Annotated in this window: 21 protein-coding genes and 1 pseudogene; 15 read left to right on the forward strand and 7 right to left on the reverse strand. The window is 69.6% G+C overall.

All coding sequences use genetic code 11. The annotated features are described in order from the left end of the window. Positions 1 to 4 precede the first annotated feature (4 nt). Positions 5 to 625 (reverse strand): LPXTG cell wall anchor domain-containing protein, encoded by a 621-nt coding sequence (locus tag ACWDA7_RS09870; protein ID WP_450603631.1) that lies wholly within the window; start codon positions 623 to 625, stop codon positions 5 to 7. 397 nt (positions 626 to 1,022) lie between these two features. Here ACWDA7_RS09870 and ACWDA7_RS09875 point away from each other — a divergent pair, with 397 nt between their 5' ends. The 9 genes from ACWDA7_RS09875 to ACWDA7_RS09915 all read left to right on the forward strand — a co-directional run bounded on the left by ACWDA7_RS09875 (position 1,023) and on the right by ACWDA7_RS09915 (position 10,776). Continuing rightward, a complete protein-coding gene (locus ACWDA7_RS09875) occupies positions 1,023 to 2,480 on the forward strand; it encodes a polysaccharide biosynthesis tyrosine autokinase (protein WP_450603632.1) in 1,458 nt (485 codons plus the stop codon). Then, on the forward strand, positions 2,477 to 3,178 hold the full coding sequence (locus ACWDA7_RS09880) for an arsenate-mycothiol transferase ArsC (protein ID WP_450603633.1): 702 nt from the start codon (positions 2,477 to 2,479) through the stop codon (positions 3,176 to 3,178). Before ACWDA7_RS09875 ends, ACWDA7_RS09880 begins: the two co-directional genes overlap by 4 nt. Positions 3,179 to 3,389: 211 nt before the next feature. Further along, the gene (gene dnaK, locus ACWDA7_RS09885; protein ID WP_450603634.1) at positions 3,390 to 5,228 is read left to right on the forward strand and encodes a molecular chaperone DnaK; all 1,839 of its coding nucleotides are present in this window, start codon (positions 3,390 to 3,392) and stop codon (positions 5,226 to 5,228) included. Continuing rightward, positions 5,225 to 5,884, forward strand: coding sequence for a nucleotide exchange factor GrpE (grpE, locus tag ACWDA7_RS09890; protein WP_450603635.1), 660 nt, complete (start codon positions 5,225 to 5,227; stop codon positions 5,882 to 5,884). The genes dnaK and grpE overlap by 4 nt, the downstream gene beginning before the upstream one ends. Positions 5,885 to 5,923: 39 nt before the next feature. Next, on the forward strand, positions 5,924 to 7,093 hold the full coding sequence (dnaJ, locus tag ACWDA7_RS09895) for a molecular chaperone DnaJ (protein ID WP_450603636.1): 1,170 nt from the start codon (positions 5,924 to 5,926) through the stop codon (positions 7,091 to 7,093). 4 nt (positions 7,094 to 7,097) lie between these two features. After that, positions 7,098 to 7,550: a heat shock protein transcriptional repressor HspR gene (locus ACWDA7_RS09900; RefSeq protein ID WP_450603637.1), complete on the forward strand. Its 453-nt coding sequence runs from the start codon at positions 7,098 to 7,100 to the stop codon at positions 7,548 to 7,550. 92 nt (positions 7,551 to 7,642) lie between these two features. After that, entirely contained in the window at positions 7,643 to 7,834 is a 192-nt protein-coding gene (locus tag ACWDA7_RS09905; RefSeq protein WP_450603638.1) for a hypothetical protein, read from the forward strand. Positions 7,835 to 8,143: 309 nt separating this feature from the next. Further along, the gene (locus tag ACWDA7_RS09910) at positions 8,144 to 9,250 is read left to right on the forward strand and encodes a sugar ABC transporter substrate-binding protein (protein WP_450603639.1); all 1,107 of its coding nucleotides are present in this window, start codon (positions 8,144 to 8,146) and stop codon (positions 9,248 to 9,250) included. 488 nt (positions 9,251 to 9,738) lie between these two features. After that, positions 9,739 to 10,776, forward strand: a complete 1,038-nt coding sequence (locus tag ACWDA7_RS09915; RefSeq protein WP_450603640.1) for a LuxR C-terminal-related transcriptional regulator — start codon at positions 9,739 to 9,741, stop codon at positions 10,774 to 10,776. Between the two features lie 393 nt (positions 10,777 to 11,169). Here the strand turns inward: ACWDA7_RS09915 and ACWDA7_RS09920 are convergent, their stop codons facing one another. Continuing rightward, positions 11,170 to 12,201, reverse strand: coding sequence for a helix-turn-helix transcriptional regulator (locus ACWDA7_RS09920; RefSeq protein WP_450603641.1), 1,032 nt, complete (start codon positions 12,199 to 12,201; stop codon positions 11,170 to 11,172). A gap of 342 nt (positions 12,202 to 12,543) precedes the next feature. Between ACWDA7_RS09920 and ACWDA7_RS09925 the strand changes: the two genes are divergently transcribed. After that, positions 12,544 to 12,840: a (2Fe-2S)-binding protein gene (locus ACWDA7_RS09925; protein WP_450603668.1), complete on the forward strand. Its 297-nt coding sequence runs from the start codon at positions 12,544 to 12,546 to the stop codon at positions 12,838 to 12,840. A 135-nt stretch (positions 12,841 to 12,975) separates the two neighbouring features. On the opposite strand, the gene ACWDA7_RS09930 is transcribed toward ACWDA7_RS09925, so the two are convergent. Then, positions 12,976 to 13,389: a pyridoxamine 5'-phosphate oxidase family protein gene (locus tag ACWDA7_RS09930; protein ID WP_450603642.1), complete on the reverse strand. Its 414-nt coding sequence runs from the start codon at positions 13,387 to 13,389 to the stop codon at positions 12,976 to 12,978. A gap of 149 nt (positions 13,390 to 13,538) precedes the next feature. Here ACWDA7_RS09930 and clpB point away from each other — a divergent pair, with 149 nt between their 5' ends. Further along, positions 13,539 to 16,136, forward strand: a complete 2,598-nt coding sequence (clpB, locus tag ACWDA7_RS09935; RefSeq protein ID WP_450603643.1) for an ATP-dependent chaperone ClpB — start codon at positions 13,539 to 13,541, stop codon at positions 16,134 to 16,136. Between the two features lie 350 nt (positions 16,137 to 16,486). Then, positions 16,487 to 17,017: a YbjN domain-containing protein gene (locus ACWDA7_RS09940; RefSeq protein WP_450603644.1), complete on the forward strand. Its 531-nt coding sequence runs from the start codon at positions 16,487 to 16,489 to the stop codon at positions 17,015 to 17,017. A gap of 24 nt (positions 17,018 to 17,041) precedes the next feature. Here ACWDA7_RS09940 and ACWDA7_RS09945 read toward each other — a convergent pair whose 3' ends face one another. Together ACWDA7_RS09945 and ACWDA7_RS09950 are read right to left on the reverse strand one after the other, a co-directional pair. Beyond that, complete coding sequence (locus tag ACWDA7_RS09945; protein WP_450603645.1) at positions 17,042 to 18,247, reverse strand: mannosyltransferase family protein; 1,206 nt, start codon at positions 18,245 to 18,247, stop codon at positions 17,042 to 17,044. Between the two features lie 568 nt (positions 18,248 to 18,815). Beyond that, entirely contained in the window at positions 18,816 to 19,139 is a 324-nt protein-coding gene (locus tag ACWDA7_RS09950; protein ID WP_450603646.1) for a hypothetical protein, read from the reverse strand. 426 nt (positions 19,140 to 19,565) lie between these two features. Here ACWDA7_RS09950 and ACWDA7_RS09955 point away from each other — a divergent pair, with 426 nt between their 5' ends. Beyond that, positions 19,566 to 19,808 carry a GntR family transcriptional regulator gene (locus ACWDA7_RS09955; protein WP_450603647.1) on the forward strand — a complete coding sequence of 81 codons (243 nt, stop codon included), beginning with the start codon at positions 19,566 to 19,568 and terminating at the stop codon, positions 19,806 to 19,808. Positions 19,809 to 19,911: 103 nt separating this feature from the next. Here the strand turns inward: ACWDA7_RS09955 and ACWDA7_RS09960 are convergent. Beyond that, positions 19,912 to 20,340, reverse strand: a pseudogene (locus ACWDA7_RS09960) (aminotransferase class I/II-fold pyridoxal phosphate-dependent enzyme); the annotation flags it as partial. A gap of 170 nt (positions 20,341 to 20,510) precedes the next feature. Here ACWDA7_RS09960 and ACWDA7_RS09965 point away from each other — a divergent pair. After that, positions 20,511 to 21,065, forward strand: a complete 555-nt coding sequence (locus tag ACWDA7_RS09965; RefSeq protein WP_450603648.1) for a Uma2 family endonuclease — start codon at positions 20,511 to 20,513, stop codon at positions 21,063 to 21,065. A gap of 389 nt (positions 21,066 to 21,454) precedes the next feature. Here the strand turns inward: ACWDA7_RS09965 and ACWDA7_RS09970 are convergent, their stop codons facing one another. Then, positions 21,455 to 22,654 (reverse strand): pyridoxal phosphate-dependent aminotransferase, encoded by a 1,200-nt coding sequence (locus tag ACWDA7_RS09970; protein WP_450603649.1) that lies wholly within the window; start codon positions 22,652 to 22,654, stop codon positions 21,455 to 21,457. Between the two features lie 355 nt (positions 22,655 to 23,009). Here ACWDA7_RS09970 and ACWDA7_RS09975 point away from each other — a divergent pair, with 355 nt between their 5' ends. Continuing rightward, positions 23,010 to 24,977, forward strand: coding sequence for a SpoIIE family protein phosphatase (locus ACWDA7_RS09975; RefSeq protein WP_450603650.1), 1,968 nt, complete (start codon positions 23,010 to 23,012; stop codon positions 24,975 to 24,977). The last annotated feature ends 671 nt before the right edge of the window (positions 24,978 to 25,648 follow it).

A 25,648-nucleotide genomic window follows, 5' to 3' on the forward strand; every position in this document is an offset into this window, starting at 1 on the left:
TCCGTCATGAGCCGTGGCGGCGACGCACGGCCAGGAGCGTGCCACCACCCGCCAGGAGCAGTGCCGCCGCGGTGCCGCCGAGTGCCAGGGCCTGGTCGTCACCCGTCGCCGCGAGGCTGCTGCGGTTCTGGTTCCCGTGCTGGTTCTGGTGCCGGTAGCTCACCGTGCCGCCGGTCGCGCCGCGTCCCTGGGACCCGTGGTGTCCTCCGCCGTTTCCGTTGTGCCCGCCTGGGGGGTTGTTCGGAGGGGTGGTCGACACCCCGCCCTTCACCCAGATGGTGACGCCGATGCTGACGTCGGGGTGATCCGAGGTGAGCCGGAAGACGTGATAGCCGGAAGGCGCCCGCCTCGGGATGGTCACAACCCCCGACACTGATCCGTCGGCGTCGGGCCGGAACCGGCCCAGGACGATTGGCGTCGACTCCAGCAGGGCCGTGACGATCCGGGCCCTGCCTTCGCTGCCCCGCGGGCCTGGCGCGGCGCTCCCGAACATCCCTGCGGCGGTGTGGAAGTGCAGCTGATGTCCCCGCTCCACCGTGGTGATGTCGAGGCCCAGGGCCGTGGACGGCGGGTACGGCTGCGCCTGAGCGGCCTGCGCCCCTGCCAGCGGTGCGGCGACGAGCATGGCAACCGATGCTGCCGATGCCAACACGACTCGCCATCTGGGCGATGTCGTCATGTTCTTCACTCTCCTTCTTCGCTCTTGTCGACTTCAGTCCGGGCGAGGCGGCTGCGCGTCGGCCGTCATCAAGATCTAGATACATGGAATAAATGAGACATATCTACATCGGCTAACGGAGCGTCGCCCAGGAGTCACCGGATGGGGTAGCGCTCGCTTCTCGATGGCCCAAGCGGTCGCGCCGACGGGGTGACGCGGCGATGTGCGTCGACGGGGGCGTTTGACGGGCCCGTGCGGGGGTGGCTCCCCCCTTCGCTGTGCATGAGTCCCTATCGTCGGCGGTGCGAAACAGGAAGTAAGACGGCATTTCGACTTATTTCGTCGGTTCTATGAGGGGTACAGCTTGGATCTCCACGCTTTCCTGAAGGCCCTTGCCAGACGCTGGCCGACCGTCGCGGTGTGTCTGGTTCTCGCAATCGGGGCGGCGATCGCCGCAACGACCTTGAGCACCCCGGTCTATGAAGCCAGGACCCAGCTCTTCGTCGCGACCCGCACCGGCGAGGACACCGCCCAGCTGAATCAGGGTCAGAGCTTCTCGCAGGCGCGTGTGCAGTCCTACGCCGAGATCGTGACGACCGGTCAGGTGACCGCGCCGGTAGTGAAGGAACTGGGACTGCGCACCACGCCGGAGGAGCTGGCCTCCCGGATCACCGCCCAAGCCCCGCTCAACACCGTACTCATCGACATCACCGTCAAGGACACCGTGCCGCGACGGGCGGCGCGTATCGCCAACGCCGTTGCGGAACAGTTCAGTTCGGTCGTCGAGCGGCTGGAGACGCCCAAGCGGGCGGCTGGCTCGGAGAGGTCTACCAGGAGCCGCACTTCGCCTGTCTCCCTTGGCGTCACCCAGGAGGCCGTGGCCCCCACCGCTCCGGTCTCGCCCCGCCCGGTGCTGAACCTGGCCGCGGGCGTGCTCGGCGGGCTGCTGCTCGGTGCCGGGATCGTCGCCCTGCGCGAGACGCTCGACACCACGTTCAAGGCGAGCGAAGCGCTCGGCGAGTTCACCGCACTGCCGGGCCTCGGCACGATTCCGTACGACAGGAACGCCCCCAGGCGGCCGCTCGTCACGGCGGACGCGCACTCGAGGCGCGCCGAGGCCTTCCGCAAGCTGCGCACCAACCTGCAGTTCTCACAGGTCGACGACCCGCCCCGGATCATCGTGGTGACGAGTTCCATGCCGGGCGAGGGCAAGACCAACACCGCCGTGAACCTCGCGCTGTCGCTCGCCGAGGCCGGCGTCTCCACCTGTCTGGTCGACGGCGACCTGCGCCGGCCGTGTGTGGCCCCGGTCTTCGGCCTCGTCGAGGACGCCGGTCTGACCACGGTGCTCATCGGGCAGGCCCGTATCGAGGAGGTGATGCAGCAGGCCGGCCGGCTCTCCGTGCTCGCCGCCGGCGCCGTACCGCCGAACCCCACGGAACTGCTCGCCTCGGCGCGCATGGAGGAAGTGCTGCGCGAGCTGGCCGGTACCTACGAGGTCGTGATCGTCGACACCGCGCCGCTGCTGCCGGTCGCCGACACCGTCGGCCTCGCCTCGCTCACGCAGGGCGCGTTGCTCGTCGTCCGCGCGGCCAAGACCAGCCGGGACCAGGTGCGCACCGCCGCGGAGTCGCTGGAGCGCGTGGGTGTCCGCATTCTCGGCACGGTCTTCAGCATGGCTCCTGTTCCCAAGGGGGGGCGCTACGGCTACGGCCGCTACGGCGCCTATGGACGGTACGGCGAGCTGCCCGCACCTCGTGCGTCCGCCCCCGGGGAGGAGGCCGTCGCGCCCGCGGCGACGCGGCGCACGGGCGAGAAATGACCCGGGTCCTGTTCGTCTGCACGGGCAACGTGCACCGCTCGGTGTTCGCCGAGCGGTTGCTGGCCGTGCGGCTTCCGCCCGGGTCGGCCGTGCGGCCGGAGAGCGCGGGCACCGAGGCGCGGCCCCGGCCCGGTATGGAGAACTCCACGAGGGCCGTGCTGGAGAGGCTGGGCGGGGACGGATCCGGGTTCTCGGCCCGCCCGCTCACCACGCAGCTCGTCGCTGAGGCGGCTCTGGTGCTCGGGCTCGCGCGCGAGCACCGGGAGGCGGCCGTGCGGCTCGCGCCGTCGGCGATGCGCCGCTCCTTCACGCTGAAGGAGTTCGTCCGTCTCGCCGCCGGGGGAGTGGACGGCGCGCGGGCCCGGGACGCCGCGGTCGCCGTGGACGGCTCCATCGCCACGGGTGCCGTGGACGGCCTGCGCGCGGCGGCCGGCAGTGGTGCTGGCGGTGCGGGGGGGTGGGCGGTGTCCGGCGGGATGCTGGACGGGGAAGACCTCGGGGTTGCGGGTGGTTTCGATGGAGTGGTGGCAGCCACGGCCGCCCGTAGAGGTGCCACCGCTCCGGTCGCCGCCGCCGAGGACGACGTCCCCGATCCCTGGGCGCAGCCGCATGATGTGCTGTACGACTGCGCCCGCGAGATCGACCGGGCGGTGAGCCGGCTGGCCCTGTTGCTGGGCGGTGGTGGGGCGAGCGCTTGAGGGCGGGGGCCCGGTGCGTGCGGCGGTCCTGCCGGTCGCGGTGCCCGGGCCCCTGGCGTGGTCCCCGGAGGGCCGCCACGCAGGGTGTTTTCCCTGGTTGCCGAGCGGCGCCGGACGAAAGTTGAGTCTGTTCGACTCAGGTCTGTTGACGCCGCCACGACCCTCGTGCATCCTTGAGCCTGTTCCACTCAAGTCAGCTGGAGGAATCGAAATGGCACGTGCGGTCGGCATCGACCTGGGCACGACTAACTCCGTCGTCAGCGTTCTGGAAGGCGGCGAGCCCACCGTCATCACCAACGCCGAGGGTGCCAGGACCACGCCGTCCGTCGTCGCCTTCGCCAAGAACGGTGAGGTGCTCGTCGGAGAGGTGGCCAAGCGTCAGGCGGTCACCAACGTGGACCGGACCATCCGCTCCGTGAAGCGCCACATGGGCACGGACTGGAAGATCCAGCTCGACGGCAAGGACTTCAACCCGCAGCAGATCTCCGCGTTCATCCTGCAGAAGCTGAAGCGGGACGCGGAGGCTTACCTGGGTGAGAAGGTGACCGACGCGGTCATCACCGTCCCGGCCTACTTCAACGACTCCGAGCGGCAGGCCACCAAGGAGGCCGGTGAGATCGCGGGCCTCAACGTCCTGCGCATCGTCAACGAGCCGACCGCGGCCGCCCTCGCCTACGGCCTCGACAAGGACGACCAGACCATCCTCGTCTTCGACCTCGGTGGCGGCACCTTCGACGTGTCCCTCCTGGAGATCGGCGACGGCGTCGTCGAGGTGAAGGCCACCAACGGTGACAACCACCTCGGTGGTGACGACTGGGACCAGCGCATCGTCGACTACCTGGTCAAGCAGTTCGCCGCCGGCCACGGCGTCGACCTCGGCAAGGACAAGATGGCCCTCCAGCGCCTGCGTGAGGCTGCGGAGAAGGCCAAGATCGAGCTGTCCTCGTCCACCGAGACCTCGATCAACCTGCCCTACATCACCGCGTCCGCCGAGGGCCCGCTGCACCTGGACGAGAAGCTCACCCGGGCTCAGTTCCAGCAGCTGACGGCCGACCTGCTCGAGCGCTGCAAGACGCCGTTCCACAACGTCATCAAGGACGCCGGCATCTCCATCGGCGAGATCGACCACGTCGTCCTCGTGGGTGGCTCCACCCGTATGCCCGCCGTCGCCGAGCTCGTCAAGGAGCTGACCGGTGGCAAGGAGGCCAACAAGGGCGTGAACCCGGACGAGGTCGTCGCCATCGGCGCCTCGCTCCAGGCCGGTGTCCTCAAGGGCGAGGTCAAGGACGTCCTGCTCCTCGACGTCACCCCGCTGTCCCTCGGTATCGAGACCAAGGGCGGCATCATGACCAAGCTCATCGAGCGCAACACCACGATCCCGACCAAGCGGTCCGAGATCTTCACCACGGCCGAGGACAACCAGCCGTCCGTGCAGATCCAGGTCTACCAGGGCGAGCGTGAGATCGCGGCGTACAACAAGAAGCTCGGCATGTTCGAGCTGACCGGTCTGCCGCCGGCCCCGCGCGGTGTCCCGCAGATCGAGGTGTCCTTCGACATCGACGCCAACGGCATCATGCACGTCACGGCGAAGGACCTCGGCACCGGCAAGGAGCAGAAGATGACCGTCACCGGCGGCTCCTCGCTGCCGAAGGACGAGGTCGACCGGATGCGCCAGGAGGCCGAGCAGTACGCGGAGGAGGACCACCGCCGCCGCGAGGCCGCCGAGACCCGCAACCAGGGCGAGCAGCTCGTCTACCAGACGGAGAAGTTCCTCAAGGACAACGAGGACAAGGTCCCGGGCGAGATCAAGACCGAGGTCGAGGCCGCCGTCGCCGAGCTGAAGGAGACGCTCAAGGGCGAGGACACGGCCGAGATCCGCAGCGCCACGGAGAAGGTCGCGGCCGTCTCCCAGAAGCTCGGCCAGGCCATGTACGCCGACGCCCAGGCCGCGGGCGGTGCCGGTGACGCCGGTGCCGGCCAGGCGAAGGCCGACGACGATGTCGTCGACGCCGAGATCGTCGACGAGGACCGTAAGGACGGTGCCGCGTGACGGAGGAGACCCCGGGCTTCGAGGAGAAGCCCGACGTCCCCTCCGGCGCCACCCCTGATGACGCCGAGCCGCAGGCCGCCTCTTCCTCTCCGAAGGAGGCGGCGGCCCCGGCAGGGGACGCGAACGCACAGACCGCCGGTCTGATGGCACAGCTGGACCAGGTGCGCACTGCGCTCAACGAGCGCACCCTGGACCTCCAGCGCCTCCAGGCCGAGTACCAGAACTACCGTCGCCGCGTCGAGCGCGACCGGATCACGGTCAAGGAGATCGCCATCGCGAACCTCCTGACCGAGCTCCTGCCGGTGCTCGACGACATCGGCCGCGCGCGGGACCACGGCGAGCTCGTCGGCGGATTCAAGTCCGTCGCCGAGTCGCTGGAGACCGTCGCGGCGAAGATGGGTCTGCAGCAGTTCGGCAAGGAGGGCGAGCCCTTCGACCCGACGATCCACGAGGCCCTGATGCACTCGTACGCGCCGGACGTCACGGAGACGACGTGCGTGGCGATTCTGCAGCCCGGGTATCGCTTCGGCGAGCGCACCATCCGCCCCGCGCGGGTGGCCGTCGCCGAGCCGCAGCCGGGGGCGCAGACGGTCAAGGCCGAGGAGACGGGCGAGGCGGGCGACGACAAGGAGAGCGGTGGCCCGGACGAGGGCTGACGTACACCCATACGGCGTAGGGAAGGAGGGACGTCGGGGATGAGCACCAAGGACTTCATCGAGAAGGACTACTACAAGGTCCTCGGCGTCCCCAAGGACGCCACTGAGGCCGAGATCAAGAAGGCGTACCGGAAGCTCGCCCGCGAGTTCCACCCGGACGCCAACAAGGGCAACGCCAAGGCGGAGGAACGTTTCAAGGAGATCTCCGAGGCGAACGACGTCCTCGGCGACCCCAAGAAGCGCAAGGAGTACGACGAGGCCCGCACCCTCTTCGGGAACGGCGGCTTCCGCCCCGGTCCCGGAGCGGGCGGCTCGTTCAACTTCGACCTCGGCGACCTCTTCGGCGGCCAGGGGAGCGCCGGCGGAGGGAACTTCGGCGGCGGCATCGGTGACGTCTTCGGGGGCCTGTTCAACCGCGGCGGCGGCGCGGGCACGCGTACGCAGCCGAGGCGCGGCCAGGACATCGAGTCCGAGGTCACGCTGAGCTTCATGGAGGCGGTGGACGGCGCGACGGTACCGCTGCGCATGTCCTCGCAGGCGCCGTGCAAGGCCTGTTCGGGAACCGGCGACAAGAACGGCACACCGCGTGTGTGCCCGACCTGCGTCGGCACCGGCCAGGTGGCGCGCGGCTCCGGCGGCGGCTTCTCGCTGACCGACCCCTGCCCGGACTGCAAGGGCCGCGGACTCATCGCCGAGCACCCCTGCCTGGAGTGCAAGGGCAGCGGCCGGGCGAAGTCGTCCCGGACGATGCAGGTCCGCATCCCGGCGGGCGTCACGGACGGGCAGCGCATCCGGCTGCGCGGCAAGGGCGGTCCCGGCGAGCGGGGCGGCCCGGCCGGCGATCTGTACGTCGTCGTGCACGTGGACGCGCACCCCGTCTTCGGCCGTAAGGGCGACAACCTGACGGTGACCGTGCCCGTGACATTCGCGGAGGCGACGCTCGGCGCCGACATCCGGGTGCCCACCCTCGGCGGGCCCCCGGTGACGCTGAAGCTGCCCCCGGGCACGCCCAACGGGCGCACCATGCGCGCCCGTGGCAAGGGCGCGGTCCGCAAGGACGGCACCCGCGGCGATCTGCTGGTCACCGTCGAGGTGAGTGTCCCGAAGGACCTGTCGGGGAAGGCTCGTGACGCGCTTGAGGCGTATCGCGAGGCGACCGCGGGCGAGGATCCGCGGGCGGAGCTGTTCCAGGCGGCGAAGGGAGCATGACGAGATGGACGGCCGTCGACGCAACCCGTACGAACTGACCGAGGACAGCCCGGTCTACGTCATCTCGGTGGCGGCCCAGCTCTCCGGACTGCACCCGCAGACGCTGCGCCAGTACGACCGCCTGGGACTCGTGTCCCCCGACCGTACGGCCGGCCGGGGCCGGCGCTACTCGGCCCGCGACATCGAACTGCTCCGTCAGGTGCAGCAGTTGTCGCAGGACGAGGGCATCAACCTGGCCGGCATCAAGCGCATCATCGAACTGGAGAACCAGGTCGTCGCGCTCCAGGCCCGCGTCGCCGAGCTCCAGTCCGCGCTGGACGGCGCGGCGGCGACGATGCGCCAGCGCGAGGCCGCGGTACACGCCTCGTACCGCCGTGACCTGGTGCCGTACCAGGAGGTGCAGCAGACCAGCGCGCTGGTGGTGTGGCGGCCCAAGCGGCAGCAGCAGTCCGACTGAGGTCATGCCGAAGGGGCGGCACCGGAACTCTTCCGGTGCCGCCCCTTCGCGTGCGGCAGGAGCCAGAAGCCGGAGCCAGGAGCCGGTCCCGGATGCCGTGGGCCGAGGGCCTCACGGCCTTCGCGGCTTCCGTTTCGATCGCGCGGCAGTGGTCCGTCTTCTTCGATCTGCCCGGAAACGTGCTGTTGATGGCGAACTGCCGTATGCGGCCCGGGGGATGCGCGTTCGACTCCTCCTGGCGCACGGCGACTGCGGCAGGCGGTGACTCGGCCGACGGAACGTGAGGTAGATCACGTTTGCGGTGGGGTGGTGAACCGCACGCCGTGGTCAACAAGTTGACGGTACGTCGGTTTCCGGATCCCCGCAGGTGGCGGGTGAAATCTTCATCACGCGGAGGTTTGGGGACCGTCCTCGCACCGTTATGCCTTGGTCTTCACTTGACTTCCACCCGGGTGCTGTTGCCATCTCGTTAACCGGTAGTTCTTGACGTCGCATGCCGTCCCCGCGTTGGCTTTCAGCCACCTGGGTCGCAACGCTGCTCCCACGCCCGGAAGGCTTCTGATGTGAACGCTCGTACCACCCGTAGGACCGCTGTGCGTCGTACCGCGATAGCTCTGGCCGCCGCGGCGTCGGCCATCTCGCTCGCCGCATGCGGCGTCATCGACGGAGTCGGCGGGGGCAGCAGTTCCGCGACCCCGAAGAAGGGCAACGACATCACAGTGGGTCTCCTTCTGCCCGAGAAGGAGAACCCCCGGTACGACAAGTTCGACTACCCCATCATCGAGAAGCAGGTCCGTTCCCTCACCGACAACAAGGGCAAGGTCGTCTACGAGAACGCGGACGCGGACGCGGCCAAGCAGAACCAGCAGCTCGACCAGATGATCGCCGACAAGGTGGACGTGCTTCTGGTGGACGCGGTGGACGCCAAGGCCATCGCTCCCGGTGTACAGAAGGCGAAGGACGCGGGCATTCCGGTCATCGCCTACGACCGGCTCGCGCAGGGCCCGATCGATGCGTACATCTCCTTCGACAACGAGCTGGTCGGCCAGGTGCAGGGGCGCGCCCTCGTCGACAAGCTCGGCGCCAACGCCTCCAACAGCAAGATCGTCATGATGAACGGCTCGCCCACCGACCCGAACGCGGCCCAGTTCAAGAAGGGCGCGCTCAGCGAGCTCTCCGGCAAGGTGAACCTCGCCAAGTCGTTCGACACCAAGGACTGGAAGCCGGAGAACGCCAAGGCGAACATGCAGGGGGCGATCCGGGCCATCGGGCTGAGCAACATCGCCGGTGTCTACTCCGCGAACGACGGCATGGCGGGCGCCATCATCGACGCGCTGAAGGAGGCCGGCGCCACGAAGATCCCGCCGGTGACCGGACAGGACGCGGCGCTGGACGCAGTGCAGCGGATCCTTTCGGGCGAGCAGTACATGAGCGTGTACAAGTCGTACCCCGAAGAGGCCAACAACGCCGCGGAGATGGCGGTGTCCAAGGTCCAGGGCCGCTCGATCGAGTTCGACGCGCTGACCCGCGACAAGGTCGACAGCCCGACGCAGAAGCAGATCCCGTCGATGCTGGTGCCGGTGGTCGCGCTCACCAAGGACAACATCAAGGACACGGTGATCCAGGACAGCATCTACACCGTCCAGGAGATCTGCACCCCCAAGTACAAGACGTACTGCGACGCCAACGGCATCAAGTGACCCACGCGGTGGGCGGGCGCCGTCGTCCGCCCACCGGCGGCCCGGGCGTTCTCACATCGCCCGGGTGAACTCCACCGGCGCTCCCGGCGGTCCTCCCGCCGTCCCCTCGGCCACCCACCACGCGTCGGCCAACGTGTGAACGTTGAACATGTCTGCCATGCCCGGACGCCGAGTGCCTCACTCGGCGCGCCGATCCCCCAGTGGTTTCCGGAAGCGCACACGACCGCGCGCCGCGGTGCCTGCCGCGACTCCGTCAGCTTGCTGCAGTGAAAGTTCCTGAGGCCCGGATGATCAGGGATACATCAGGTCATTCCTGGGCGCTCCGGTGCGGGACCTGTGTTGCGGAGGCGGGCGGCTCCGCGCATAGTTGCGCTGCGAAGGCGTGCGGACACGGTGCAAACGGCCGTGTCCGGACGCGTGCGAGGACGTCGCTGGTGAGCTGAGCAGCTCAGGACGCCGGAGCCAGGAGTCGGAGCCAGGGGTGGAAGATGGCCGGGGATGGGACGGAGACGCATCCGCACGGCGCTGACCGGCTCTGCGAGGCCGGCAACCGCGTGTACTCCCGGGCCGTACGCCGGGGCCGGTTGCCCCGCGCGGACGCCGAGCCGGTGCCCTGCCTGCTGGAACTCGCGCTGCTGCACCCGGACCCCGACGACATGGACTGGCTGGTGCCGACCTCCCCGCAGGAGGTCATGACCCGGCTGCTGCGCGGCGTGTACGAGGAGGTCAGCGCGAGTCAGGCGCGGCTCGGGACCGCGGTGGCCGGGGTCGAGTGGTACGGAGGGCTCGGCGGCCGCGAGCAGGGTCCTGGGGAGGGCGTGGCGATCAGGGTCCTGGACGGGCTGTCGCGGATCCGCGCCGCCATGGACGAGGCGACGGAGCAGTGCGCGTCCGAGGTGCTGACGGTGCAGCCGGGCGGTATCCGCCGCGAGGACGAGCTCTCCGAGGGCCTGCACCGGGCCATGGAGATGCGCCGTAGGGGCGTGCGCATGCGCGACCTGTACACACATGTCGCCCGGCACGGCCAGGGCCTGCACAACTACATGGAGCTGATGGGTGACGCGGCCGAGGCGCGCACCCTCGACGAGGTGCCCGAGCGCCTGATTCTCTTCGACCGCAAGGTCGCCTTCATCCCGGCGAACGCGGACCGCACGATCGCGCTCGAACTGCGCCACCCTGCGCTGGTCGACTACCTGATGACCGTCTTCGAGCGCCTGTGGCGCCTCGCGATCCCGCTCACCTCGCCGCTCCCCGAGACGGGCATCGACGGCATCACGCACCGGGAGCGCTCGATCGCGGCGCTGCTCGCGGAGGGCCACCAGGACGCGGTGGTCGCCGAACGTCTGGGCATCAGCGTCCGCACCTGCCGCGCGCACATCGCCCGGCTCTCGGAGACCCTGGGCGCGGCGAGCCGGACGCAGCTCGGGGTCCGTATCGCCCAGGCGGGCCTGGACGGCCCCGTGCGCGCCACGGAACTGCTCCCGGTCACCGCTCCCGCCGTTCGGGAATCCCCGGCCGACCTGTGAGCGATACGGGGTGCGCCGGGCGCCCGCTGCCGAGCGGCGGCGGTGATGCCTCCTCGCGGGCATCCTCGGGGTGACTCGAGAAGCAGAGTGACTCTCGGGGGCGCGTGGCCGACCGGGTTGCGCCGTAGTGCCGTGTCGGCACCGCGGTGAGGCTGATCTTCCCGTCCTGGTCGGGGCGTTGGGTGATGAGGAGACCGAGCTGCGGTATCTGGTCGAGGCGTTGTGCCCCCGTGCGGCCGCCGAAGGCCGAACCGGCCACGCTCGGCAGCGACTTCGACATCCATGGCTGGGGGCCGGAGCCGGAGCCCGCGGGCTCCCTATTCCGCGTCGGCGCCCGGGTCGGTGTGGTTCGGCCCTGGCGGGCCCGCGACCCGTCGCGCGGGCGCGGCCGCGTCACTGCGCCCGGTCGTCGCCCGGTTCGTCCCGGCTCAGGATCCCCGACTGCGCTATGAGGTAGCCGAGTTGGGCCCGGCTGCCGCTGCCCAGCACCGTGGCCAGCTTGGCTATGTGGGCGCGGCAGGTGCGCACGTTCATGCCCAGCCGACGGGCGATGGCCTCGTCGACGTGGCCCTCCACGAGGAGTTTCGCGATGGAGTGCTGGATGTTCGTGATGCCGCCGGCGGCGGTTTCGTAGGGGGCGCCCGCACTCAGCGGGACCGCCCGGTCCCACATGAACTCGAACACCTTGATCAGATAGCGGACGAGTCCCGGCTGCCGCAGCTCCAGCGCGACCTGCTGGTCGTCCCGGGTGGGGATGAAGGCGACGGTCTCGTCGCAGATGATGAGTCGTTCGACCAGTTCGTCGATGGTGCGGTACTCCACCTTGCCGGCGGCCAGCTGGGCGACGTACGCCAGTTTCTCCGGGTTGTGCCTGGCCGTGTGCTGGTACAGGGTCCGGATCCGCACCCCGCGGTCGACCAGCGGCCGGTCGCGTTCCAGCCCGCGCAGCAGGCTGCGTTCGGTGTAGCGGTCGCTGGGCTGGATCGTGAGCACCTCGGTCTGGCACTGTGAAGTGGCCAGGTTGAGCGCCGCGTTGATGCGTTCGCCGCCCTCCAGGACGGTGAGGGAGTCGCCGGCGGAGCCCGTGTGCGCGCTCAGGGCCATGAACGGCTGGAACGCGTCGGTGAGTTCGATCGACTGCCGTCGGCGGTCGCTGATCTCGCGCTCTATGGGATTGAGACGCTGAGCCAGGGCTACCGACGCGGGGACGGGGCGCAGCCAGTCCGAGTCGTCGGGGTCGGGGTGGAGAAGCGCGAACTCCATGAGGCAGGGAGCCGGCTCCACCTCGGCGCGGGCGATCCGTCCCGTGCGGAGGGCAATCGCGTAGAGGCGACCCCCTTCCTCGCACATCTCGGTCACCGGATGGGGATGTGCAACTTCAGTCCGATTCGTTGCCAAATCTCCACCCCCCAGGGTCCTGAACATGCAGGAACATGATGCATCGATTATGTGGCCACCATGTGCCCGAATGAGCCATCGCCGTACCGGACGGGGGAAGAGGGGACCTTGACGTGAGGACGAGGCCGACTATGGGTAAGAAAATGCTTCGCTCGGTGCTTGCCGTCGCCTTCACCGCTGTTGTGGCCTTGGGCGCGCTGAGTGGCCTCACCGGCGAGAAGGGTGACAGTCGAGCTGACACCAGCTGGCCGGCGGTGGTCAAGTCCACTGCACACGTCAACGACACCAGCTGGCCCGTGATGCCCGCGGACGGCCGTGTGAGGGGCTGACGTGACCAATCCTCCCGACGACCGCTCGTTCCGGCGGGAAATGGCCACCGCCTACCGTTCCGGCTGGCACTTCATCGACCTGGTCACAGCCATTCCCCACAGTGGCGACTCGTTGATGGTGACGGTGTTCGGAGAACCTGTGGTCGTCACCCGGGACGATGAAGAGGACGTGCGGGCATACCGTCTTCTGCGGCGGCCTCGGGGGGCGCCACAGCCGGTGCGGTGTGCCATACGGTACGGAATGATCTTTGTGAACCTCGACCGGGGTGACCACCGGCTGGCCGAGCCGGACACTCCGGGAGTGAGGGCCATCTCAGCCACCCCCCGCAGTGCCTGACGCGATTCCCCCGTCGTAACAGATCGCTCAGGTGCTTCCCCCCCGCAGCGGCGTCACCGTGACCTGAACACGGTGACGCCGCTGCAGTTTCCCGGGACATCTCCGGACATCCACCGAAGCCGTAGATGGCCGGAATCAGCCGCGCCCCGACGCCCGGGTCAAGATGATCTCGATCACCACTCGTGAGGGGTTGGGCGACGGCACCCGTCCGTAGCGCTCGGCGTAGCGCCGCTCCGCGTCGGCGATCCGCTCCGGGTCCGCCGAGATCCGGGCGCGGCCCTCCAGTGTCGCCCAGCGCCGTCCGTCCACCTGGCAGACCGCGACCTGCGCCCCGTCCGGGCCCGCGGCCGCCACGTGCCCCACCTTCGCGCTCGCCTTGTTGGTGATCACCCGCGCCAGCCCCGCCTCGGGGTCGTAGGTCACTCCGACCGGAACGACGTGCGGGCTGCCGTCCGGGCGCAGGGTGGTCAGCGTGCACAGGTGCCGCTCCCGCCAGAACCTGAGGTACGAGGTGTCGGGCGCGCCCGGGTCTACGGAGTAAGTGGCCATGGTTCGGAACTTAGTGGGTGTCCCTCCCGTCCACCGCCTTGAGTGGAATAGACTCAACTTTGTGCAGGTTGCTTCAGTCACACTGGAAGACCTGAAAGACCTGCAAGAGAACGTCTGAGCGCGGCCGATGCAAGGAGGAGAAGGCGAACGTGGACGCGGAGCTGACCAACAGGAGCCGGGACGCGATCAATGCGGCCAGTAACCGGGCCGTGTCCGAGGGCCACCCGGACCTCACCCCCGCCCATCTGCTCCTCGCGCTGCTCGAGGGGCAGGACAACGAGAACATCATCGACCTGCTGGCCGCCGTCGACGCCGACCAGGCCTCCGTGCGGGCCGGTGCCGAGCGCGTGCTCGCCGGTCTGCCCAGCGTGACAGGCTCGACCGTCGCGCCGCCCCAGCCCAACCGCGAGCTGCTGGCCGTGATCGCCGATGCGACCCAGCGCGCCAAGGACCTCGGTGACGACTACCTTTCCACCGAGCACCTGCTCATCGGCATCGCCGCGAAGGGCGGCGCAGCCGGGGACGTACTGTCCCGGCAGGGAGCGAACGCCAAGAAGCTCCTGGACGCATTCCAGAAGACCAGGGGAGGACGCCGGGTGACGACCCCGGATCCGGAGGGCCAGTACAAGGCGCTCGAGAAGTTCGGCACCGACTTCACCGCCGCCGCGCGCGACGGCAAGCTGGACCCGGTCATCGGCCGGGACCAGGAGATCCGCCGCGTGGTGCAGGTGCTCTCCCGCCGTACGAAGAACAACCCGGTGCTGATCGGTGAGCCCGGCGTCGGCAAGACCGCCGTCGTGGAGGGGCTCGCCCAGCGGATCGTGAAGGGCGACGTGCCCGAGTCCCTGAAGGACAAGCGGCTGGTCGCGCTGGACCTCGGCGCCATGGTCGCGGGTGCCAAGTACCGCGGCGAGTTCGAGGAGCGCCTGAAGACGGTCCTCGCCGAGATCAAGGACTCCGACGGCCAGATCATCACCTTCATCGACGAACTGCACACCGTCGTGGGCACCGGCGCCGGCGGCGACTCCGCCATGGACGCCGGCAACATGCTCAAGCCGATGCTTGCCCGCGGTGAACTGCGCATGGTCGGCGCCACGACCCTGGACGAGTACCGCGAGCGGATCGAGAAGGACCCCGCGCTGGAGCGGCGCTTCCAGCAGGTGCTGGTCGCCGAGCCGACCGTCGAGGACACCATCGCGATCCTGCGCGGGCTCAAGGGCCGGTACGAGGCGCACCACAAGGTGCAGATCGCGGACAGCGCGCTGGTCGCGGCCGCCACCCTCTCGGACCGGTACATCACCTCCCGCTTCCTGCCCGACAAGGCCATCGACCTGGTCGACGAGTCGGCCTCGCGGCTGCGGATGGAGATCGACTCGTCCCCGGTCGAGATCGACGAGCTCCAGCGCGCCGTGGACCGGCTGCGCATGGAGGAGCTGGCCCTGAGCAAGGAGACCGACCAGGCCTCCAAGGAGCGGCTGGAGAAGCTGCGCCGCGACCTCGCCGACAAGGAGGAGGAGCTGCGCGGCCTGACCGCCCGCTGGGAGAAGGAGAAGCAGTCCCTCAACCGCGTCGGTGAGCTGAAGGAGAAGCTCGACGAGCTGCGCGGCCAGGCCGAACGCGCCCAGCGCGACGGCGACTTCGACAGCGCGTCCAAGCTGCTGTACGGCGAGATCCCGGCCGTCGAGAAGGAGCTGGAGGCGGCCTCGGAGGCCGAGGAGGAGGCGTCCAAGGGCACGATGGTCAAGGACGAGGTCGGCCCCGACGACATCGCGGACGTCGTGGCCTCCTGGACCGGTATCCCCGCCGGACGGCTCCTCGAAGGCGAGACGCAGAAGCTGCTGCGCATGGAGGACGAGATCGGCAAGCGGCTCATCGGCCAGGGCGAGGCCGTGCGCGCGGTGTCCGATGCCGTGCGCCGCAGCCGGGCCGGTATCGCCGACCCGGACCGCCCGACCGGCTCGTTCCTCTTCCTCGGCCCCACCGGTGTCGGCAAGACCGAACTGGCCAAGGCGCTGGCCGACTTCCTCTTCGACGACGAGCGGGCGATGGTCCGCATCGACATGTCGGAGTACGGCGAGAAGCACAGCGTCGCCCGGCTGGTCGGCGCGCCCCCCGGGTACGTCGGCTACGAGGAGGGCGGACAGCTCACCGAGGCCGTGCGCCGGCGCCCGTACAGCGTGGTGCTGCTGGACGAGGTGGAGAAGGCCCACCCCGAGGTCTTCGACATCCTTCTCCAGGTGCTGGACGACGGCCGCCTGACGGACGGTCAGGGCCGCACGGTCGACTTCCGCAACACCATCCTGGTGCTGACCTCCAACCTCGGCAGCCAGTTCCTGGTGGACCCGCTGACCAGCGAGGAGGAGAAGAAGGAACAGGTCCTCGAGGTGGTCCGGGCCTCCTTCAAGCCCGAGTTCCTCAACCGGCTCGACGACTTCGTGGTCTTCTCGGCGCTGTCGAAGGCCGAGCTGAGCCGGATCGCCCAGCTCCAGATCGCCCGCCTGGCCAAGCGCCTGGCCGAGCGGCGCCTGACGCTGGAGATCACGCCCGAGGCGCTGGCCTGGCTGGCGGACGAGGGCAACGACCCGGCGTACGGCGCCCGCCCGCTGCGCCGCCTGGTCCAGACGGCCATCGGCGACCGGCTGGCCAAAGAGATCCTGGCCGGCGAGATCAAGGACGGCGACACGGTACGGGTGGACACCTTCGGCGACGGGCTGATCGTGGGCCCGGCGTCCGGCAAGACGCTCTGAGCGCCGGCGCCGGTCCCCGGCGCGGGCCTGCGGATGGACGAGGGCGGTGCCTCCGCCCTCGTCCATCCGCCGTGATCTCCCACCTCGCCGACCTGGGGCAAGGCGTCGTGAACGGGTCGTCCCGGTCCTCCGCGTACGCGTACACGGCCCCCTGACCACAGCGGACACACCGTCGCGAAAGCCGCCCACAGTCGCTGCCGGATCGTGTGGACATGCTCCGTCTCCACACCGCCGGGCGGCGACGAGCGGCCGGATCCTGTCCGCCTCCGGCGGACACACCCTGCCCGGGGTTGCCACCCCCCTCCCCGCATGGGGGAGGATGGCGGAATCCGTACGAAGGGAAGAACACGGTGAGCATCGACCCGTCCTCGATTCCGAACTTCGGGGGCCAGCCCGAGCCGCAGCCGCAAGGACCGGCGGGCCCCGTGGTTCCGGATCAGGACCTCGTGAAGCAGCTCCTGGACCAGATGGAGCTCAAGCACCTCGTCGACGAAGAGGGAGACCTCGTCGCGCCGTGGGAGCAGTTCCGGACGTACTTCATGTTCCGCGGCGAGGCCGACCAGCAGGTCTTCTCGGTACGCACGTTCTACGACCGGCCGCACAAGATCGATGAGAAGCCGCAGCTGCTGGAGTCCATCGACGACTGGAACCGGCGCACCCTGTGGCCCAAGGTCTACACCCACACGCACGACGACGGCACCGTCCGCCTCATCGGTGAGGCGCAGATGCTGATCGGCACGGGCGTCAGCCTCGAGCACTTCGTCTCGTCGACTGTCAGCTGGGTGCGGGCCGCCATCGAGTTCGACCGGTGGCTCGTCGAGCAGCTCGGTCTCACGGAGGACGTCGACGACTCGGAGAAGCCCGAGGACGACGAGGAGTAGATCCGGCCGGCAGACCAGACCCGGCTAGAGGGGCGACCGGGCCAGCACCACGACATACGCCCCATAGATGAACGAGAGCCCGGCCAGGGCGCTCGCCACCACGGTGGCGTGCCACGGCCGGGCTCTCGCCGTCCGCACCAGTGCCCGCGCCACCACGATCAGCAGCGGGAACGCCGGCAGCAGGAAACGCGGCTTGCACTCGAAGAACCCGGAACCGCCGAGCGCGACGACCAGCAGCACGCCGCTGTAGACGACCAGTGGCAGCGGGGCCCGGTCGGCGACGAGCAGCGCGAACAGCACCGTGCTCACGGCGGCGATCGCCAGCGCCATCGGGAAGAGCACACGGCTGCCGTGCAGCATCAGGTGCTCGGCGAACCGCAGCGATCCCTGGCCGAAGTCGAAGCGCGACCCCCACAGTCGCTGCACGGTGAAGTAGCCGCCGAACAGGTCGTGCCTGCGGTGGCCCACCCACAGCACATAGCCGGCCCAGCCGAGGGGCGCGAGCGCCGCGCCCATCCACAGCCTGTGGGAAACTCCGCGCCCGCGCCTGAGCCATACCTCCTGGGCGGCCGCCGCGAGGACCGCCGCGGCGACCGCGAAGCCGTTGGGCCGGGACAGCCCGGCGAGCGCCGCGAGCGTCCCCGCCCAGATCCAGCGGCCGGTGAGGGCCGAGTACAGCGACCAGGCGGCGAACGCGGTCAGCAACGGCTCCGTGTAGGCCATCGACAGCACCACGGAGTGCGGGAGGAGCCCCCAGAGGGCGACGAGGACGATGGCCACGGCGGGGCCGTACAGCCGCAGGCCGAGCTGGTGGATGCCGTACGCGGCGACCGCAGCGGCCGTCCAGGACACCAGAAGTCCGGCCGTGATCCGGTCGAGCGGGCCGAGCGTGGTGAGGGCGCGGATCAGTGCCGGGTACAGCGGGAAGAACGCCAGGTCGCTGTGGATGCCGTGGCGGGTGTGCTGGGTGAGCCCGTAGCCGTGCGTCGCGATGTGCAGGTACCAGACGGAGTCCCAGGAGCGTCCGAACAGGAGCAGGGGCCGCTTGCCCGTGGCCCGGGCGACGACCACGAGCACGAGGCCGCCGCACAGCCGGGCGGCCACGAAGAGCCCCAGGGCGGTGAGGGCCGAGGCCGGCACTCGCCTCCGTCTCCGCTCGGCCGGCCGGACACGGTCGCGGTTGTTCGGGTCCCTTACGGCAGGGGCCGGAATGGTGCTGGCGTGCGTCACACCCGCACCATGCGTCGATCACGACCGTTTTGCGAACCTTGCACGGCCGTGCGGACGGGAAATCCCACGCCTGGGGGTGCGCTCGGTTGACGGCCAGGGGTGCCACGGGCTATCGGGCGGCGAGCCGCGTATCCGGCATGCGGCCGGTGGTCTCAGCCCGCGAGGGCCTTGAGCCGCTGGGCGACTTCTCCAGGATCTCCACGCGCTTGCAGCCGGTGAAGACATGAGCAGCAACGGGAAGCCGTGGCGCTCCAGCGTCAACAGACCCGCCGACCTGCCGGGTCTCACCAGGACGCAAGGGGGCCCGTGAGCGTTCCGACGTTCCGGCCGATGACGACGCCGCACCAGACGATTGACCCGAATGGGGACCTCGATATCTACGCCCGGAAGTCCGCCCCCCGTAAAGGGCAGCGAGACACAGAGCTGAGCGTGGGCCAGCAGATCGAGGCCAGCGCGCCACGACGGCTGAACTGGCCGCTGCGTAGCGCATGGCAAAGCGCCGTAGAGACCTGGGAAGTTTCCGGAGCCTCTACGGGGCTTTCCGCTGTGCGCTACGCGCTTGCGCCGCCTAGGGCTTCATGTCCCGAATCGCTGCGCCGATATCCCGCGCGCTGTCGACGAATACCGGCAGGTCTGCTGCCGGGTTGTCCGCAACTGCTCCAGCAGCGAGCGGCAGCACTTCGCCGAGTGACTCGACCACGCGCGCCAGGATGAAATTTGCTTCATCCGCGCTGAGCGCCGGTCCCTCGACCATTGCGCTGGCCAGCGCGTACCAGGTGGCTGCCGCTTCCAGCGTGAAGGTGTCTGCCGCTTTGTCCAGTGCGCTGCCTGGTTCCGTTACGGCGTACGCCTGCTTGCCCGTCGCTGCGTCGTACCCGAGTCGCCGCATCATGCTGCACTCTCCTGGGGCCCGTACGGGTAGTCAATGCCGAACGTTGCGAGCGCTGCCGCTGCGCCCCGTTCCCGCTGGCGCCATCGCTCTTGCGCTTGCTCGTGTGCGAGCACGTACGGCCGGATGAGAGGCAGCGTGTCAGCATCGATCACGTCAACGGGGCGCGGAGCGAGGGGAGTTGGCAGCGCACGGGCCGGTGCTGTCGACACGACTTCCGCCCGATGAGCGCCACGGGGCGGCAGAAACCACGCAAGTAGCGCGGCGATAAGGTTGCGCATAGCCGAGACTCCGTTTCTCGGTCAGCCCCGTTTCGCTGCTAGTCCCAGCGGAGCGGGGCGCTGCTGTTTCGGAGCTACCACCCTACGGGACCTTGCTACAGCTAGCTATCCCTCGCCGTAATCCGCTGTAGCATTCAGCCTTGATCATGTGGAACTTGATCCGACCCGTGCCAAGTGGGTGCAGATTTCAGCGGAACTTGAGCGGCGCATCGACGCTGGCGAGTACCCGGCCGGATCGAAGCTGCCCGGCATCCTCGCGCTGTGTGGTGAGTTCTCCGTCGCCCAGGTGACAGCGCGGAAGGCTCTTGCAGACCTGCGGGAGCGCGGACTCATCCGGACTGAGAACGGGATCGGTTCGTTCGTCATCGGTCCGGCTTCCGAGCAGCAGTAAGGGCCGGTCACCATCGCTCGGTAACCGACCCCCGCGCGCTGAGGGCCTGGTGTATGTGGTCAGCGGACGGGGGTACTTCGTGGCGTCTGCCGGTGCGTAGCCGCAGGTCAGACAGCCTGTCGATTGCTGCGCGCAACTTATCGGTACGCTTGCAGAAGGCGAAGCGGACGAACGGGGCGCCGGCCTCGCGGTGGTCGTAGAAGACCGCGTTGGGGATGGCGACGACGCCCGCCCGCTCCGGCAGGGTGCGGCAGAAGGCGAAGCCGTCGCTCTCGCCGAGGGGCCGGATGTCGGTGGTGACGAAATACCTGCCGGCCGTCCTGAAGACGTGGAGGCCCGCCTTCGCGAGCCTGGCGGCGAGCAGGTCCCGCTTGGCCCGCATGTCCTCCCGGAAGTTCTCGAAGTAGGTTTCGGGCAGGGCGAGGGCCTCGGTGACGGCGCCCTGGAACGGGCCGGACGACACATAGGTCAGGAACTGATTGGCCGAGCGCACCGCCGTGACGAGCCCGGGCGCGGCGGTCACCCAGCCGACGCCTCGTTCACGTACTTATATCGTGCGACAGGGCCCACCGAGGGGATCTCCAGCACCGCAGTCGGAGCCAGCCGCAGAACCTGTCCGGACCGATCTCACAGCCGTACCGACGGGCTCGGTGGCGCGGCACTGTCCGTCGTATTCTGACCGCACACGGGAAGGAGCCGTCCATGAGCATCGACGCGATCGTGCACACCGAGTTCCCCGAGGGGTACACGGTCCTGTTCGGGGCCGACGGAAAGGTGATCATGACTCCGCAGAGCGAAGAGCACTCCAGCACCATCAGATCGATGCAGATCGACTCCGCTCTCGCTCTTGGCCGTCACGCGAAGGTCACCTCCGACGTCTACATCGACTTCCCCGCCGACGAGAACTCCGCCCCGGACCTGGCCATCCTCCGTGAGGATGCCCGCCGGGAGGGCAAGCGCTACAGCTTCGAGGACGTCCTGCTGATCTCCGAGGTCGTCTCGACCTCCTCCGCGCGCAAGGACTACGACGACTGCACCACGAAGTACGGCCGCTACGGCATCCCGATCTACCTGGTCGTGGACCCCTACGCCCAGGAGGTCGTCCTCCACACCCAGCCGACCGACACTGGTTACATCGCGGCGCACACCCACAAGTACGGCACGGGCAAGCTCCCCATCCCCCTGGCCGACGGCCGCACCTTCACCCTCGACCTCGACGAACTCCCGCGCCCGGAGCCCGAGTCGGACGCCCGCTGACCAAGGGCTCCCGGTACGGCCGTGCCGTCGGCGCCCCGTCGAGGGCGCGGTCTGGCCTGGCCGGCGGCAGCCGTGGATCTCGGCCTGGGGCACCCGGTCAGGCAGGGGACGTCCGCCCTCCAGCGAACTCTGGCGCGGGCGCCATGTCGGCAAGAGGGCCCGCAAGCGGCGCCGTTGACCAGCGGCGACACCGCCCAGTGCCGCAGGCGCGGGGAGAGACCGACACGGGGACGGAGTCGGGGAAATCGGTGGGTCCCGGCATCGTCCGCTACCTGGTCAGCCCAGAGACCGCCACTGCGATCGTGGTGTACGCCTTTCCGCGGCACCCGACAACGAATGGCCCTCAAGCGCTTCGCGTCCTCCCGATCGCGACGACCTCGCCCTACCCGCTAACTTACGAGTGTTTTGAGCCGCGCCGCGGCTTCCTCCAACACGTCTGACCGTTTACAGAAGGCGAAGCGGACGAACGGGGCGCCGGCCTCGCGGTGGTCGTAGAAGACCGCGTTCGGGATGGCGACGACGCCGGCGCGCTCCGGCAGGGTGCGGCAGAAGGCGAATCCGTCGTTCTCACCCAGGGGCCGGATGTCGGTGGTGACGAAATACGTGCCGGCCGTCCTGAAGACGTGGAAGCCTGCCTCCGCGAGCCCGGCGGCGAGCAGGTCCCGCTTGGCCCGCATGTCCTCCCGAAACTTCTGGAAGTAGGTCTCGGGCAGGGCGAGGGCCTCGGCGACGGCGTACTGGAACGGGCCGGACGACACATAGGTCAGGAACTGCTTGGCCGAGCGCACCGCCGTGACGAGCCCGGGCGCGGCGGTCACCCAGCCGACCTTCCAGCCCGTGAAGGAGAAGGTCTTCCCGGCCGAGCCGATCGTGACGGTCCGCTCGCGCATGCCCGGGAACGTGGCGAGCGGCACGTGCTCGGCGTCGTCGAAGACCAGGTGCTCGTACACCTCGTCGGTGACCACGAGCAGATCGCGTTCGACGGCGAGGGCGGCGATCGCGCGCAGTTCCTCGCGGGTGAGCACGGTGCCGGTCGGGTTGTGCGGGGTGTTGATCAGCAGCAGGCGGGTGCGGTCGGTGACGGCGTCGCGCAGTTCGTCGAGGTCGAGCCGGAAGCCGCCGCCCTCCTCGTGGTGCGGCCGCAGGGTGACCGGTACGCGCCTGCCTCCCGCCATCGCGATGCAGGCGGCGTAGGAGTCGTAGTACGGCTCCAGGGCGATCACCTCGTCACCGGGCTCCAGGAGCGCCAGCAGGGTCGCCGCGATGGCCTCGGTGGCGCCCGCGGTGACCAGCACCTCGGTGGCGGGGTCGTACGACAGGCCGTAGCGGCGCTGCTGGTGCGCGGCGATCGCCTCGCGCAGCTCGGGGATGCCGGGGCCCGGCGGGTACTGGTTGCCGCGCCCGTCGCGCAGCGCCCGTACGGCGGCCTCGCGGACCTCCTCGGGGCCGTCCGTGTCGGGGAAGCCCTGCCCGAGGTTGATGGACCCGGTGCTCACCGCGAGGGCCGACATCTCGGCGAAGATCGTCGTCCCGAACTCGGCGAGCCGGCGGTTGAGGAGGGGGCGTGCGCTCGAGGTCATGGCCGCCATCCTGCGCCCAAGCTCTGGATTTCCTCAACTCACCTTCACGGACGGCCGTGTGTGCCGGAACCCGAAGCACCGCCTCCGAGGAGGGGAGAGTCGTCGTGGGCTGCCGTCATCCGCCGTCGTCGGTCACCCCCCGGACGGCCCACAGACGGCCTGGCGCGCACATGTCTATGGAGGCCGGTGCTGGGGTGCTGTACTCCGCTCCTGTACCGCAGGCCGCCGCCAACCGTTTCCTGCGGTTCCCCGTCGTCGCCACTCGTCGCAGTGGCGGTCAGATGTACCCCTCGCCGAGAAATCGCCACAAAATGCGCGAACGTAAAGGAAGAGGCTGTTTCGGTATGTGCCAGGGAGCCACTGGATGGACGCCTCGGACGAACTTCTTCAAAGGGATGACCCGTCGGCTCTCTTGACGATGGGCGGTGCCATCCACAGCCTCAACGCGGCGATGGCCACGGCGCTGGGCAGGCCGGCGGAGCAGTGCCTGGGACGCGACTTCGGCGATCTGTGTCCTGCGAGCCAGCGGATGTCTGCCGGGATTCTCGTGGCGACCGCCGCCAGGACGGAGACGGTCGCGATGCGGGTGCTGGAGTTCCCCGGGCCGGGCGGAGCATCCGTCGCCTGCTTGCTCCAGGCGCAGCCGGTGAAGGATCCCTCCACTGACGAGCATCTGGTCTGGGTGCACGCCCTGGACGCGCGCAACGACCTGGCCAGCCTGCTGATCCCGTACCGGCTGGCCACCGAGGCCGCCGACCTCGGCCTGTGGATGTACTCACCCCAGGGGCAGCAGCTGGAGTGGCTCAGTGGGCTGCCCGCCCTGGTCGCGCTCTATCCGGATCCCACCGCGCCGCTCTCCAGAGTGATCTCGGCGGTGCACGCCGACGACCGGGAGGCCTTCCGGCAGCTGCTGCGCTCGGCCCCCAACCAATCCCCCTGGGTGAGGCTGCGGTATCTCACCCCGCACGACGGCTGGCACCACCTGGCCGTTCAGACCCGCCGGATCCAGCTGGGGTACGGCGGCCCCGAACGGATCTTCGGGCTGGTCCGCGACGACACCAAGCAGGAGGAGCGCAAGAAGAAGGCGCAGGCCGCACTGACCGCCGAGCGGCAGCGCGCCAAGGAGGTCGCGGACTTCTCCTCTGCCTTGATCACCGCGGCCACGGAGCAGGAACTGCGGCAGGTCGTCCTGACCCGGCTCGCCGCGACCTTCGGCGCCAGGGGTGCCCTGCTCGCACTCGTCGACGACGGCCGCCTGAACGTCTACTCCGACGCCGGGATATCCATGCGGGAGGCCCAGGCCCGGCAGGGCATGCCGCTGGACCATCCCAGCGCGCTGCCCGAGGCGATCCGCACCGGCGAGCAGCTCTTCATCACCGGGCGTGAGGATTACATCCGCCGCTGGCCGCACGGGGTCGGATATCCGCGGCTCGGCCGGCTCGGCTCCGACTACACGATCTCCGTCACGCCCCTCAGCGAGACCGGCGATCCGCCACTGGGGGCGTGGATGGTGTTCTACGGCAGCGGACACCACCCCTCGTTGGAGGAGCGGACCCTCATGGACACGCTGGCCGACCTGGCAGGCCAGGCGCTGCGGCGCATCAGACTGCAGCAGACACGCGTCGAGCTCGCCACGGCCTTGCAGCAGACCATGCTTCCCATGCTGCCCGAGCACCTCCCGGGCCTGGAGGTCGCCGCCGGCTACCGGCCGAGCCAGGACGGGCTGGACATCGGCGGGGACTGGTACGACGCCTTCGTGATGCCCGACGGCGCGATCGCGCTGGAGATCGGCGATGTCCAGGGGCACGACGTGGACGCCGCCGCCTTCATGGGGCAGGTCCGTTTGTCCGTCCGTGCGATCGCCGCCCAGGAACCGGATCCGGCAGCCGTGCTGACCCGTACCAACAAGCTGCTGACCACGATGGGTCCCGCACGATTCGCCAGCTGCACCATGCTGCAGGTCGATCCGCACGACGGACGGGTCACCGGCACCAGCGCGGGCCATGTGCCGGTGCTGTGCGCGCACAGGGACGGCAGCCACGAGGTCCGTGAGCTGCCGGGCGGGCCGGTCCTGGGAGTCGTGCCCGGTACCGAGTACCGCGAGGGGACCTTCACCCTGGGCGAGGACAGCGCGCTGGTCATGGTCACCGACGGGGTGGTCGAGGGACCGGGCCTGACGCTGGAGGCCGGACTGGAGCGGGCCGGAACACTGGCCGCCCAGGCCGTCCACGAAGGGCTGGACGCCAAGGAGACCGCCGACCGCATCCTCGACGCGGCGGTCGCGGTCGACCACCTCGACGACGTGGCCGTGCTGGTCATCCGACGCACATGACGACGCCCGCGTCCTCACGCACCCTCTCTGCGGACCCCCTGCAAGGCCCTCTCTTCGGTGCAGGTCAGGGGCCTTTTTCGCGTCGTGACCCTCAGAATTTCCTCAACTCTGCTTTGGCGTGGGGAGCGTGGGGGCATCCCCCGTGCACCCAGGAACACAGGGGCCCACGGGGGGCCGGTCCGGGGGTTCGAAAGGGGGACGGTGCCATGGTCTTCGGTATCGGTCTGGCGATCATCTGCATCGCTTTGGTCGCGCTCATCGTGGCCGGCCGCAGGAACGGGAAGGCCCGTTCGTCGCGCGGGGCGCGGGGGGCGTCCTGGCGCCGCGGCGGCAGGGACAGCAGCTGGTGGGCGGCCGGGGCGGGCAGCGAGTCCTCCTCGGGCGGACACCACTCGGGCGGCCATCACTCCTGCGGCGGTGGCCACTCTTCGTGCGGCGGCCACTCGTCCTGCGGGTCGTCGTGCGGCGGGGGCGGATGCGGCGGGGGCAATTGACACGGGGCAGCCCGGCTCCGCGGGGGAGACGCGTCCGCGGTACGCCGAGTGCCCGCCGGGGGTAGTGCGGCGGGCACTCGGCATATCACCCGACCAGGGGGCGTAACGGCGCACGTCATCGGCGCTTCGCGTGGGGCGCGCGCTCACGGCTCTCTGACGGAAACGCCTCCGACCTGC

The organism is Streptomyces sp. NPDC001156, assembly GCF_053598275.1.